This is a genomic window from Selenomonas ruminantium subsp. lactilytica TAM6421, from assembly GCF_000284095.1.
GTDB classification, from domain to species: Bacteria; Bacillota; Negativicutes; order Selenomonadales; family Selenomonadaceae; genus Selenomonas_A; species Selenomonas_A lactilytica.
In genome coordinates this window covers 1,000,700-1,015,053 of the sequence record NC_017068.1, presented here as the reverse complement: position 1 = coordinate 1,015,053, position 14,354 = coordinate 1,000,700, and the positions used below count along the sequence as shown (strand labels likewise).

Sequence of the window (14,354 nt, the reverse complement as noted above, 5' to 3'; positions counted from 1 at the left end):
GCCTATACGGCGGAACACTATCTGCACCTAATGCAAACTTTTCCGATTTTTTTCTAAGCCGCCTATACGGCGGAACACATTATCATCCGCATTGTAGGCCGTCTGATTACTTTCTAAGCCGCCTATACGGCGGAACACTGTCGGAAAAGATATAAGAAATGGTTGCAGCATTTCTAAGCCGCCTATACGGCGGAACACGATGGGCTGATGCTGCTGCATCGAAAGTTGCATTTCTAAGCCGCCTATACGGCGGAACACCCCTCGCGGGTGTCAGCAAAAATGCGCTGAAGTTTCTAAGCCGCCTATACGGCGGAACACTTTGGTGAGTGGAGCAATGCTTTGCAGGCTTTTTTCTAAGCCGCCTATACGGCGGAACACTGGTCGAAAAATGTCTGTTTAATGGTTGGACATTTCTAAGCCGCCTATACGGCGGAACACATAGTTTTGCTTTTCAGCTGCCCGTCAGTGTTTTTCTAAGCCGCCTATACGGCGGAACACATACGGCGGCTATTCAACAAGCGATTAATAGTGTTTCTAAGCCGCCTATACGGCGGAACACCCCCACGTTGTCCTGACGATTTTCTTTTGGATGTTTCTAAGCCGCCTATACGGCGGAACACCAATATTGACGCTCGCATCAATCATCGCGATATTTCTAAGCCGCCTATACGGCGGAACACTTAAGGCGGCTTATCATGCGATAGGCGAGAAATTTCTAAGCCGCCTATACGGCGGAACACACTCAAACTCCAACTTTGCTTTTTCTTCTGCTTTTCTAAGCCGCCTATACGGCGGAACACATAAATTGCAATTCATGGACGAAGATTCGCAATTTCTAAGCCGCCTATACGGCGGAACACTTCTCGGTGTGTGGTTGGGTGATGGTTCAACATTTCTAAGCCGCCTATACGGCGGAACACGCAGGATTGACTTTTTACCGCTTGATTATTACTTTCTAAGCCGCCTATACGGCGGAACACGGTATGGCATATTTATGGCAGGAGTAGGGATTTTTCTAAGCCGCCTATACGGCGGAACACCAGGCAAGGTCACAGGCACGGTGGGGGCTGTTTTTCTAAGCCGCCTATACGGCGGAACACGTGTCAATGATAGTAGCCGCGTAAAGGCAAGATTTCTAAGCCGCCTATACGGCGGAACACGTTGCTGTTCGAGTTCGAGCGAACGTTGTTCATTTCTAAGCCGCCTATACGGCGGAACACAAAGGCCAGCAGAAAGTGGCTGATAAGCTACATTTCTAAGCCGCCTATACGGCGGAACACGAAACGGCAGAGACATGATTAATCTTTTCTTTTTTCTAAGCCGCCTATACGGCGGAACACTGGCAGAACTTGCTGTCTTCCCCTACAGCCAGAAGCCTTACAACGATTTTCCGTTATTTTACCCTATTTTTTCACATCTCGTTAGTCCCTTATTTTATAAGGATTCGCAACAGCCAGCAAAATTTGGGTAAAATCGCCTACATAGATGTTATTCTGTATTAAGTGGCAAAGTCCTTCTTTTCATCATACATGCCAAACTGATCAGAATACACCCACACAGTTTTTTCCCTGTTCGCAGGCAAATGCAAAATTCCTGCCTGAATCGCGACCTTACTGTTAACGGAATCTCCCTGATAATCGGCCAATGCCTGCTGATAATCACGCTGCAGCCAAAAGCGCTCACTTTCCTCATCTTTTTGTTTTTGGATATGATACCAATCCTCCCGCTCTATCCATTCACCTGTTTTTTCATTCTGCTCACAAAAGCAGAATGTGCCGTTTTCTTGTTTTTTAAGACATAGCTCTATATCCTGCGCACCTTCACGGAACTTATTGAATTGCTGTGGCAGCCCTGTAAGCCACCAGGATTCTTCCTGCCAGCCATGGAGTACGCTTGGCCCAAAGCAGGACAAATCACGGAAATCTGTCAGAACCTGATGTTCCAAATGAATCAGTTTCTTATACGGATACAATTTCTCCGGTCTGACCGTACGCGGTACAGCATTGATACCTTTGGCCAGTTCTTCCGTATCCACCAATGCTTTCATATCATGTGTCTCCAACGCATATTTTCTTGACTCAAAGCCCGGCCTGCAAAATACAACTTTATTGATCGAAGTGATTGACAGTAAGTTATACTGCATGATTGCGATATTGCCAATCGCTCCGTTTTCCAACGCAGGCCTATGACGACGAATACGTCCTGCCAGCTGGATGATGGATCGATATGAGGAAGGCTCCACCACTGCCCAGTCAAAGTCATGGTCACGGCCTAACTCCTCTACTGGTGTGGAAACCAATATAAAGACAACATTCTGCTCATTCGCACAATCAAGATGCCTGCGCAATACGATATCCTGAAAATCTATCTCTGCCGCCTCCTGCTTCTTGCGCTTCAGTACAACATCCAGATATTTTTCTTCCTGACTGCGCAATATTGCTGTCTGACGGCTATGATACACCAGCAAGCGCGGTGCGAATCCCTCCGGCCATTCCGATGCCAATAAAAATTTAGCCGTCTCCACACACGGCCGTATATTGGCCAGCCGCACCAAGCCGAAGGATACTTTCTTTCCTGTCCTTTTATCTGTCAAAGCATACTGCTGATGAAGTTTTATCATAGCATGCTGCATAACCTTGAAGTATTCCCTCTGCCGTTCTGCCAATGGCAAAGCCAGCACATCTGCACATTCCACTATCCATCCCCGGCGCTTCACAGGCTGCAGGGAAAGCTTTTCCTTATGCCGCAGAGCGAAATGCTTATGCCACTGCCGATAAGCAGACAGTGCAACTGCCATTTCTGAAGAATCCGCCAACTGAATCTTTGTCTGGAATTCATCACACCAGACACAATTCACCCGCAAAGGATATCCAAAGAAGCGGGTATACAGCCTCCGCCCACTCCAGTAAGCCGAAAACATTCCCTCAGCCAAGTCAGGCGGAATCGTTGCGGATGACAAAACGACATTCCTGCCCAGCATCCCCGCCATATGCACCAAGCGGGCGATTGCCACCAGATCTGCGCCGGCAAAATCATCAATCTCATCAATCACCACATCTGCCGACATCATACGCAGGAATGGCAGGATATGACGCCCCCCGCGCACGGTTTCCGTAGCAGGCATCAAATGATCGATGGTAGCAGCCAATACCGGCGCGTACAACAATTCCTTATGCTTCTGTGCCAACTGTGCTGACGAGTCAAATAAGACTGCCAGCATTTTATCCTCCACAGCGAAATCAGCCTTAACGTCTCCGGAAAGCAATCCATTCATGCAATCTGTATCAGCAGATTCCTCCCAAGCATTGTCACCATACAATTCCCTGGCGGCAGCTGAACCGACCAGCACGGCCATTTCACTGGCGTCAAGTCCGATCCTTTCCTGATATTCACGTCCAGTCTGCAAAGTCAGGCTGCGCAGGCCCAATAACAGACTATACCGCAAGGATTTTCCATCCTCAGACAGGGCCTGCATGATTTTTGCATTGCCCATTGTTTTGCCACAGCCTGTTCCTGCCATATTGATAACGAACCAGCCTTCATGGCTGCGGCCTGCTTTTTCCTCGGCCTTGCGCCAATCACCAATCTTAGCCACGGACTTGTCCTGCCAGACAAAGGCCGGCGGACTCTTCCTACGCAGATTGGGCACATCCTCAATCCTGTCCATTCCACGGATAAAATGTGGCAAACAATGTGCCGCCTGCGCAGCCTGCATGCTTACCCGGACTAAATGTTCGTCCAAACGCTGCTTCAAACCATGCTTATCCGTGTTGGCAAATAAAGTGCAGTCCTGCGGCCATGAGGAATCCGCTTTAGCAGCAGACACTGTGTAATCACTCAACATCAGGCTGACGCGGGCATACAGAATCAGCAACCGTATATCCTCCTGATTCCATAATTTATGCAGGACAGATATCTGTGACAATAGCCTGCCCGACCATTTCTTCACCTGTTTCTGCCATTTGTCTGATTTCAGCACCCCCCGAGATAGTTTGACCTCAGCTTTTCCCTGCTTTTGATAGCCCCATCCAGCATCCAATCCGGATAAAAGCTTGGAAATTGCTGTGGCTTCATCATTGGCATAAGCTTTTGCATCCTCTTTATCCAATACAGGCAGACGATGATGGGACAAGATAAGCCAGCATAACATGCTCGCCACGGGCGGCAGTTCTTTGAGCTTTTCACTGGCATTCTCGGCCAGCCATTCTTCTAACTTTTTCTCTGGGATTTTCCCACTTTGCAGGATGTTCAGCCATTCTTCGTCCGTCCGCTTCTCTGTTTGCCAGACCAATCCTTCCAGCAGCTTGCAGCTCAGCCACTCATGACGATAGACCTCATCACTTTCCCGCTTTCCGTTGCTCGCTTTCTTCAACATCTTCTGGAATGCTGTCTCAGACTTTCCCCAATCATGCAAGACACCTGCCATTGCCGCCAAGGACTTTATCTCCGGCAGATAAATCCAGTCATTTTCCCATGCTTGATGGGCAATATCCTTCTGGGTACTATTTACAGGCACATAGCCATTCTCATCAAAGCGGCTGCTATCTCCTACAATCCAAAGCAGCTGACTGTGGGTACGCGACCGAATCCAGCGGCAGGATACGGACATGCTCTTGGTCGCATGGCGGCGCAACAGTCTTTTGACCATCTGCAGACCATCTTCCGTGATAACCGTCTGCCAGGTATCCGTACCAATACGATTGGCAAAAGCGTCCAATATCCAACGAGTGGTTTTCAAGGCATTCTTGTCACTCTGACTGGTAAATATCACCATCATTGCGCCCATCCCCCTTATACCACTGCAAGCTCTGCTTTTCTATCGTGTCATACATAAAATCCAAGACCTTATGTTCCGTGAACTTTTGCAGGCAGTATTCGCGAAACTCCTGATTCTCCATACCATTTCTTGTGCAAACAAACGCTCCCGGCAATACAATGGCATCCTTTATCAGATCTGCCACATCAAAGACCAAAGCTCCCCGCCGTGTCTTGCCGTGCATTACAGCAAAACCATGAGGAATCCCCAACACCCACAAGGCAGAAGCCGCCATGCCATAAGCCAGGTAATTGCCGTGATTGAGGAAGATATTCGCAATATCCGTCGCATCCGTGTCCCGGGTAAAATCCCCATAATCGGTCCGCTGTACAGCATATTTATATAGCTGCTTGGCAAAATTAGCCTCTGCCGCCAATAATTCCGTTACATTTCCCGCATCATCAATACGCTGGCGAAAACCTTTCAGCGCACCTTCTATCTCCCGATCATCCACAAAGAAACCTTCCCCTTGCAAATCACGGTCTTTCCCCCAAACTTTTTCCAAGAAAGCACATCGTTTATGCTGGAAATTCTTTGCTGCCTGCAAACGTTTATCCTCTGCAAACCAAAAGGACATCCAACCCTGCACATACTGCGTAGGCCGATATTCACTTTGCGGATTCAGCCATTCAATTTCTGTACCGGCCAATAACGGCGTACCACCACCCCCACAAAAACCTACCAGCACCCCCGCACTGGCCAGCATCCGCATAGCCGCCTGGGTTATGGAAGTTCCCGTTCCCAAAAGAATTACCGTCGTATTGGCGATGGGGATATTCCAATATTGATTGGCTTTCTTGCCTTCTATCAGATAGAGCACACGCCCATCTTTCTGCATCACCCGACATTTTTCCAAATAATACACATTGGCCCGCTTGGAAAACAATATGGCCTTCAGCTCAGTTGGTGTCAACCCCTGCATTTTCCCGCCTCCCTTTTCTTATTATTTTCGACAAAAACTGCACACAGCCTGCTAAAACTGTTTCCCAGCATGATTTCGTAAAAAAAATGGTGCTACTTGAAACCGTTTATCAAGCAGCACCATTTTTTAGCCATACATGCCCAATTGTATCATGTTCTGGGGATAAGTCAAGCTGACGAGCTTTTAGACTCATATTGACGACTGATATACTTCACCGCTTAATAAATCTGCACACGACACGCGGCCATTTTCCATAAAGCTCCCAGTATCCATAAGCACAAGTTTTCCATCCTGCAGCCATTGCGGTTTTGCTTCATAGCCTAACGCCTGCACAGGGGTATGGCCCAATGCAATAACCTGCTCGCCCTGATGGAGCTCGGGATGCATGGCCAGACTTCTGCCCCAAAGCAAGGTTTTCTCCTCCTGCTCAGCTAATGGCACTTCCGGATTACAGTCAGCGTGCATAAACCAATAAGATTTGCCATTTGCCTCCACCTCTGTATACAGGGGCAGTTGTTCGATCAGCTTCAGCCAATTATCAAGCAAAACATCCTTACGACCGGTCTTTTCTATCTCCGAATAAGTTATCCTGCCACCATTGTTAAGCCAAAGTGCTTTAGGCGAACCAAAAAGAAACGACAGCAGATTCGTTGATTCATCCTTTTCCTTCACGGCCTTATAAAACATCTGCTCATGGTTGCCACGCAGGAATATCATATGCCTTTTTCCGAAGTTCTCCATCACCCATTCCATCACGGGCACCGGCTGTTCTCCCCGGTCAAGGTAATCGCCTAAAAACACCAGCAGATCCTTATCTGAATTGAAGCCGGCCTTTTGATAGGCCTCCATAAATCTGTCAAATTTGCCATGAATATCGCCAAAAACCAAAAGTCTTTCTATTTTGTCCATAGCATTTCTCACCTGATCCTATCGAAAGATCCAGCCCATTGTACGGCATATTCACCATCCTAACATTATGTTCGACAAAAACCGCACATAGCCTGCTGCCATGTGCGGTTTCCTGTTTTCCTCAGACGAGTATTTTTTTGAGCTTAAAACTTATACGTGTAGTTCAGCATATAGCTTGCCGGTGCATCGTAATAGGTGGAAGACGAATGGGAAATCACGTCATGACGATTCAGCACATTATGCACCGTCAAGGTGATTTCCTGTGCGGCATCCGGCTTGTAGCTGGTATGCCAAGTGGTAAGGAAATAAGGTTTTGCTTTGAAGGAATGCTCTGCCGATGGCGTCTGCACCCGGTTGCAGAGATAGGAACCAGACAGATTCGAGGTCAGCTTGCTCTTTTTATAGGTGATTCCGCCAGTCAGCTGTACTTTGCCAAACTTCCTATCCCAATAGCCCTTCTTGGCATTCTTGGATTCGGGATTCTGCCAGGTTGCGCCCCAATGATAGGATAACGGCCGCTGGCTCTTGATATCACAGGCCAGTTCTACACCAGTGTTACGGAAGTCTTCATTGTTATAGGTATACTGGCTGCGATCCTTATCCCAACTGGCATTAATATTATCCTTAATATCCATATGGAACACAGCCGCTTTCCAATGGTGGTTATGATAGTTCTGCTTCCAGCCCGTTTCATAATTCACACCCTTCTGCGGCTTCAAATCCGGATTGGGAATCCCCGCCCCCGTAGCACCATACATTTGGGAGAAAGTGGGCATAATGAAGGACTGGGCTACGCTTACATAGAGGTTATTTGCCTTGTCCATCTTGTGCAGCCACTGTCCTGAAGCACTGAAGTTATGGTAGTTCTGATCACGCCATGCACCTGTTGTCCAAGTCTGACGTACTCCAAAAATACCGGTATTCTTCGCATCAAATTTCTGCTCCAGCTGGGTAAAGGCTGCCCAGTTATTGCGGGCATAATCAGCTGCTTCAGCCGTAGAATGGGCATAAAGTTTCTGATAGTTTTCCCGCTGCAGACTCAGACCGCCAATCCAACTGCTATGGGAAGATACCTTCCAACGGCGCTGCACATCCAGACCATAAGTCATATTCTTTTCCCGGGTGTTATAGAATGCAGATTTCCCCTTTGTGGCCTTGCCAGCGGAAGAAAAGTTTGTCGGACCATTGGATTCCACCGTACCATCATTCCAATAGAGACCGGCCTTCCAATTTTTGTCATGATAATTGAGCTGGGTGATATGACGCTTGGTTTCGTACTTGCGGCTGTTAAACAAATCTCCCACCTTAGCAGCAGCCGCAGCACTCGTTACCTCCGTCACATAACGATCATACTTGGCTTCCGTTTCATGATAGCCATAGAGGAAATCCAGGTTCTTCGTCAGGCTGTAGTTGATATCAACAGACTGTTTCTTGACATGATTAAGGTTTGTACGCGTCTGACCAAAATCCGTTTCTGACTTACTGACATCCACACCATGCTTCCACTGGCTAAAATCATAGTTGATGGCCAGACGGTCATCCCCGATATTGGCACCATAATGATGCTGACCAGAGTTGCCGATACCTGCCGTAACCGTATTGGCAGCCTTTTTCTTTGTAATGATATTGACTACACCAGCCATAGCCTCACTGCCGTAAAGGACAGAACCACTGCCCTTCACCACTTCGATGCGCTCGATGGTATCGGCAGGAATAGCAGACAGGTCATATTTGCCACGCCAGGAAATTGGATTGCCATTCATCAATACCAGCGTGCCATTATCCACACCACGGATATTGATTTCATTGGACATAGTGCCCATAGCTGCCCCGTTCTGCCCAAATGCACCATAGGCGATACTGTCAATCTTGCTCAACGCTTCGGCAGCATTCTGGGCACCGGTTTCCTTGATTTCCTTGGCTGTGATGACTTCCGTAGCCGCCGGGGTATCCACTTCGCGTTTATGGCTGCGGGTAGCCGTAACCACCACATTGCCTAAATTTTCTTCCACCGTCTGCTTGTCAGCAGCTTCCGCATAGGAATAACTGCCCGCCAGCACCATTGCGGCCAATCCCCAGGCAACCTGCCGGGATAAATGTTTGTTACGCTTGTTCATCAGTACTAATATCCTCCTGTTTCTCTTTTCTCTAATCTATTACCAATCGTCACCGTCGGCGAGTTGGAAACTATATGTTGTCGTATAGCGTCCCCGATGTCCATTCATCTGGAAACGGCAGCCGCGGGCGGCATTTGCAGCCGCCGCATCCATGGCCGGATAGCCCGAAGATTTCACGATTTCCACCGACTCGATGGAATCATCCTCAGCCACCAGAATCAGCACCCGCACACTGCCTTCCACGCCCTGCTGGCGCAGGCTTTCGGGATAGGCGGGACTGGGGCGGTATGTGCAGCGCGCTGCCACACGCGCGGTACTGGCATGGCCATTATTCCCGCCATTGCCATTACCACTGCCGCTTCCGGCGCCAGAACCTGTTCCGCTGCCTGTCCCCGTCCCTTGTCCAACGGCGCTGCCACTGCCCATTGCTGTTCCTGTACCGCTGCCCGAGCCATTTGCTTCCGCCTGTTTTGGTCCTGCAGTCTCTCCCGCCGCAGCTGCTGTGGTTTTACCTGCCTGCGGCTGATGCTGCTGGCGGTACTCCTGCTGTTTCTGCGGCTCTTTGGTATAACTTTCCTGGATCTGCGGCAGATTCTGGGTGGACATAGCCACCTCCATGGGCGGAGCAGCAGGGACAGGTGCAGGCGCTGGACCGCCCCCGCCTGCTTCACCGCCGCCGGCAGGCCCGCTGTCTTCCCACAGCGCTACCTCCACCGGTTCTGCGTTCTGCGTTGGCTTGACCAACAGGAACACACCGCTCAAGGCAACCAGGACAAACAAAACACCATGCAAGCCCAGCGCCACCGCCCAGGCTTTTAGTTCTGCCTTTTGCTCCTGCCGCATCTCACTGCCCTCCGGCACTGTCGGCGGCCAGGCCAACTTTGGTCACACCGGCACCCTTGATCTTATCCAGCAGGCCTATAACCATGCCATAGTCCAGCTTCTGGTCAGCCCGCACCACCACAGTAAACTGCGGATTATTGGCCTGTTGCTGCGCCACTCTTTTCAGCAATTCCTGCTCAGCAATGGGCTTATCCTCCAGCCACAGACTGCCGTCATTTTTCATCGTGACCACATAGGTCACCTTGAGCTGCGTTTCCGCATGGGCAGCCTGGGGCATATTGATATCCACAGTCTTGAGATTCACCATATACAGGGTGCTGAGCATAAAGAACACCAACAGGAAAAACATGATGTCAATCATCGGAATGATGATGATATCCGGCTTTTCCATATGGCGGCGGTCACGCAAACGCATAAGCCGCACCCGCCTTTGTCAGTTCCGCCTGTTTGGCCTCCACCAAAGAGAACGCCTGCTCCATATCCGTGATGATATTTTCCAACCACTGGACGAAGAAGGCGTGAATGGCCAGCGCCATAATGGCCACGCACAGGCCAAAAGCCGTGGCAATCAATGCCTCGCCGACGCCGCCGGTGATGGCCGTCGCCTGCGCCGACTGCACATTGAAGACACTGAAGGCCGAAATCATGCCACTGATCGTGCCCAAAAGCCCCAACAGCGGTGCCATGGTCACAATGACATTGAGATAATACAGCCGACGCCGGAAATGGGACAATGCTACACCAGACTGGATTTCCATAAAGCTGCTGACCTCCTGGCCATCTGCGGCCCGCTCTACAGCCTGTATGATGATTTCAGCCATATTACCGGAGGATTCCTGCGCCAGTTTCATTGCCCCGGCATAATCTTCATTTCCCATCAAGGCAAAGAACTCCCGGGCAAAGCCCCGGCCGGAATCCATCCGGCGGAAATACTGGAAACGCTCCACGCCGATGGCCATGACAAACAAGGAACATAAGAGCAGCACATACATAACCAGCCCGCCCTTTTGAAAGAGCTCCAGCCCTGCAACGATATTTTCCATTCACATCTACTCCATTCGCTGCTGCCTGCGCAGCAGATACAAAAAATACGGTGTGCCGATAAAAGCAGTCATGATGCCCACGCGAATCTCCGTGCCGGCTAAAAGCACCCGGCCCACAATATCGCAGGCGAGCAGGAAGATGCCTCCGGCCAAAACGCTTGCCGGCAACAGCCTCCGATGGTCAGGCCCGATGAGCATCCGCAGCATATGGGGCACCACCAAGCCTACAAAACCGATATTGCCGCTGATGCAGACCCCCGTCGCCGTAGAGAGCGCCGCGAGGAACAGCAGGATCAGGCGGAAGCGGATTACCGGCAGGCCTACGGCCTTGGCCTCCGTTTCCCCCAAGGACAAAATATTGAGCTGCCGCGCCAGCAGGCAGATAATGCCCACGCTGATGGCAATGGGGAAAAGCCCCAGCCACACATGCTCCCAACGGCGATAATCCAGGCCGCCGATTGTCCAGAACAGATATTCCTGCAATTTATTCTCGCTGACAGCCGTCAACAGCATTGCCGATACTGCTGCCAAGAACATACCGACCACCACACCGGCCAGCAACAGCGTCAGCACCGGAATCCGTCCCCGGCGAAAAGCCAGCGCAATGGTCAGGCTAACCGCCAGCAAGGCCCCCAGCAGGGCACAGATGGGCAAAGCAAACAAGGTTGCCGCCGAAAGTCCCGTGGCAATAGCCACGATTGCTCCCACAGAAGCCCCGCTGGACACGCCAATAATCGTCGGGTCAGCCAGTGGATTGGCAAAGAGTCCTTGCAAAGCTGCGCCCGCCGCCGCTAAGGCCGCACCGGTGAGCAAGCCCACCAATGTACGCGGCAGACGGATATGCCAGATAACCGCCTCTTCATTGGGTGTCAGGCCATTCACTGGTGCCAGCCCTGCGGCCTTGCGCAGGGCATCCAGCACATGGGCAAAGGGAATATCCATCTGTCCCCAGCTCAGGGAAAGCAGCATCATAAAGAGCAGCAGCATAAACATGACGGCCAGCACGCTGACGAAATGATTTTTCATGACGCATCCCCTCCCATCAGCAAAGGCAGCAATTGCTGCCGTCTGGCCATCGCTCTGGTGTAAATATCCGCATGGCCGGTCTGCGGATGGAAATCCACATAGACAGAAACGCCATAGGCACGGCTCAACAGTTCCGGCTGCAAGACCGCCCTGGGCTCGCCATCTGCGAGCAGGCCCCCCTGCCCCACCAGCAACAGCCGGGAACAGAAGCGGGCCGCCAGTGCCAGATCATGCACCACCAGCAGGATTGTCCGGCCTGCCTGACAAAGTTCCCGGCAGAAACGGAAAAGTTCCTCCTGATAGAACAAGTCCAGACCACTGGCCGGTTCATCCAGCAACAGCAAAGGCGTCTGCTGGGCCAGAACTTTGGCCAGCAGCACCCGTTGCCGCTGCCCGCCCGACAGGGTATTGACCGGCGTGTCCGCCAGATCCGCCACCGCCATATATTCCATGCAGGCCTCAGCGATGCGGACATCCTGCGCCCCCTCCCGCTGCCACCAACGCAAATGCGGCGCCCGGCCCATCAGCACCACTTCCCTTACCGTGAAGGCAAAGGGCACATGACTGTGCTGGGGCAGATAAGCCACCACCCTGGCCATTTCCTGCGGGGTATAGTCCCCAAGGCTTTTGCCTTTGATTCCGATACGCCCCTCAGCAGGCAGCAGCCCGCGCAGGGCTTTCAGCAAGGTGCTCTTGCCTGCCCCATTGGGGCCAATCAGGCCGATAAGCTCGCCGCCGCCAGCCTGAAAGTAAACCTGCCGCAACACCTGCCGCCCGCCATAGCCAGCTTGCAAGCCCTGCACATCAAGCAAAAGATCAGCCATCAAAACGATACCTTTATACCCAGCTGGAAGGAACGCCCCTGCAGAGGATAATACCAACCCGTGTATGCAGATTTCGGCACCAGATAATACATCTTGTTGGTCAGGTTGTTGATCTTGAAGTACACATCCACATTCTTCGTCGCCGCATAGGTGGTATTGAAATCCCAGATTGCATAATGACGGCAGCCATAAGTATTATCATCCAAACCACTGCCCATACGGCCCAGCAGATTAGCCGTCCAGCGATCATAATGATAATGGAGCCCCAAACGGTAGCCATTCGGCTGATAGAAAAGTACCTTGGCACCATCGGTCTTGGTATCGATATAGGAATACCCAATATCATAAGACCAATGCGCAGATGGTCTGCCGGTAAAGGAGAGCTGCACGCCCTGCTTCTTTTCCCGGGATACGTTCTCAGCATTCGTCAGTAAAGTGGCGGGGTCATAAACCCACTTGATGGCATCATGGATATTGCTCCAGAAATAGCTGGCATCCAGCGTTGCCTTCCTGGAGAATTCATGGGTGAAGCCGATGGTTTCCACATGACCGGATTCCGGTTTTAAATGCGGGTTGCCATACATGCCATACATTTCATCCGTATAGAACATATCATCAGCTGTCGGCGCCTTGAATACCCGGCCCCAGGAACCGTAAATCTTGGTCTGTTTGTCTGCCCGATAATTGATGGCTGCTTTCGGCGTCCAATGCGTGCCAAAGGCATCGTGATGATCCATGCGCACACCCGGCACAAAGAACCATTTGTCCGTCAGGCGCATGGTATCCTGCACGAACACAGCCTTAGTGGTAATCTTCTTGTTCTCGTAACCACTCTGCTTGTTAGTGGATTCACTCTGATGCCATTCAGCCCCGGCCACCAGCTTGTTGTTTGGCCCCAGCTTCCAGCCATTCTGATAATCCACCCCCTGCACATGAGTATCGTATTTGCCCTGATAATCCGTGGACTTATAGTTGGCAAAATAGCGCAGGAAACCTTTCACAGGCTGCTGTTCCTTGAAGTTCCAGGTCAGCGCTCCATAATTGTAATTATGCTTTTGCCGGCGACCTGCCGCCTTACCCAGGATCCCCATATCTGCCAGTTTATGATTGAAATTCAGCCGTAAAGAGTCATTGTCAGACAGCTGCTTATCCAAACGCAAGGAAACGCTCTTGTTGCTATAATCGCTATTGGCCATGCGAGTGCGGGAATCATTATCTCCCTTGTAATTGAAATAGCCCCGCTTCTGCAATCCTGCCGCTACGAACCAGCTCCAGCCCTGTTCACTGCCCTGATTGGTCAGTTCGTAATTATGCGTCTTGAAGGAACCCGTATTCAGATCCACTGAGGTTTCACTCTTTGTTCCTTTGCGCGTGATGATATTGACCACGCCGCCGACGGCATCGCTGCCATAAAGAGCAGAGCCGGCCCCCTTCACTACCTCAATGCGTTCGATATTTTTCACGGAAGGCAACATGCCCAAGCTGACACTGGCTCTGGTCATGGAGCCTTGGTCATTGTTCAAACGCTGACCGTCAACCAGCACAACAACACGCTGGTCGCCATTGATGACCACTTCAGAATCACCATTCGCATTGCCATTTGTGACAACCACGCCATTAACATTGGCCAAAGCCTCGCCCACCGTCTGATAGTGATTGTCTTCAATCTGCTTTGCCGTAATCACCGTTACATCGGCCGGGGTACTCATACGCTGGGATGGCATACGTTCCGCCGTAACTACCATATCCCCTAAGTCCTCGTTCACCGTTTCTGCCTGGCAGACTGCCGTACCGAAGCATAGCGTCCCAATAGCCAGCGTTGCCAATACACGTCCTGTCAAATCCTTCTGCATA

General features: G+C 51.0%; 10 protein-coding genes and 1 CRISPR repeat array (1 of these 11 cut by a window edge). All 10 genes read right to left on the bottom strand.

Going from position 1 to position 14,354, the window contains the following annotated elements; all coding sequences use genetic code 11:
- Window positions 1-1,340: a CRISPR direct-repeat array (repeat unit 28 nt; unit sequence TTTCTAAGCCGCCTATACGGCGGAACAC); it reaches 791 nt to the left of the window's first position.
- Between the two features lie 158 nt (window positions 1,341-1,498).
- The 10 genes from cas3f to SELR_RS04800 all read right to left on the bottom strand — a co-directional run bounded on the left by cas3f (window position 1,499) and on the right by SELR_RS04800 (window position 14,353).
- Entirely contained in the window at window positions 1,499-4,777 is a 3,279-nt protein-coding gene (cas3f, locus tag SELR_RS04845; protein ID WP_014424084.1) for a type I-F CRISPR-associated helicase Cas3f, read from the bottom strand.
- Window positions 4,749-5,738 carry a type I-F CRISPR-associated endonuclease Cas1f gene (gene cas1f, locus SELR_RS04840; RefSeq protein ID WP_014424083.1) on the bottom strand — a complete coding sequence of 330 codons (990 nt, stop codon included), beginning with the start codon at window positions 5,736-5,738 and terminating at the stop codon, window positions 4,749-4,751. Before cas1f ends, cas3f begins: the two co-directional genes overlap by 29 nt.
- Before the next feature lie 189 nt (window positions 5,739-5,927).
- Entirely contained in the window at window positions 5,928-6,647 is a 720-nt protein-coding gene (locus tag SELR_RS04835) for a metallophosphoesterase (RefSeq protein ID WP_014424082.1), read from the bottom strand.
- A gap of 143 nt (window positions 6,648-6,790) precedes the next feature.
- A complete protein-coding gene (locus SELR_RS04830; RefSeq protein WP_014424081.1) occupies window positions 6,791-8,764 on the bottom strand; it encodes a TonB-dependent receptor plug domain-containing protein in 1,974 nt (657 codons plus the stop codon).
- 39 nt (window positions 8,765-8,803) lie between these two features.
- A complete protein-coding gene (locus tag SELR_RS04825; RefSeq protein ID WP_014424080.1) occupies window positions 8,804-9,607 on the bottom strand; it encodes a TonB family protein in 804 nt (267 codons plus the stop codon).
- Window position 9,608: 1 nt separating this feature from the next.
- Window positions 9,609-10,022, bottom strand: coding sequence for an ExbD/TolR family protein (locus SELR_RS04820; protein WP_014424079.1), 414 nt, complete (start codon window positions 10,020-10,022; stop codon window positions 9,609-9,611).
- Window positions 10,009-10,650, bottom strand: a complete 642-nt coding sequence (locus tag SELR_RS04815) for a MotA/TolQ/ExbB proton channel family protein (RefSeq protein ID WP_014424078.1) — start codon at window positions 10,648-10,650, stop codon at window positions 10,009-10,011. Before SELR_RS04815 ends, SELR_RS04820 begins: the two co-directional genes overlap by 14 nt.
- A 6-nt stretch (window positions 10,651-10,656) precedes the next feature.
- A complete protein-coding gene (locus SELR_RS04810) occupies window positions 10,657-11,676 on the bottom strand; it encodes a FecCD family ABC transporter permease (protein ID WP_014424077.1) in 1,020 nt (339 codons plus the stop codon).
- Window positions 11,673-12,500, bottom strand: a complete 828-nt coding sequence (locus SELR_RS04805) for an ABC transporter ATP-binding protein (protein ID WP_014424076.1) — start codon at window positions 12,498-12,500, stop codon at window positions 11,673-11,675. Before SELR_RS04805 ends, SELR_RS04810 begins: the two co-directional genes overlap by 4 nt.
- Complete coding sequence (locus SELR_RS04800) at window positions 12,500-14,353, bottom strand: TonB-dependent receptor plug domain-containing protein (protein WP_014424075.1); 1,854 nt, start codon at window positions 14,351-14,353, stop codon at window positions 12,500-12,502. Before SELR_RS04800 ends, SELR_RS04805 begins: the two co-directional genes overlap by 1 nt.
- Window position 14,354 lies beyond the last annotated feature (1 nt).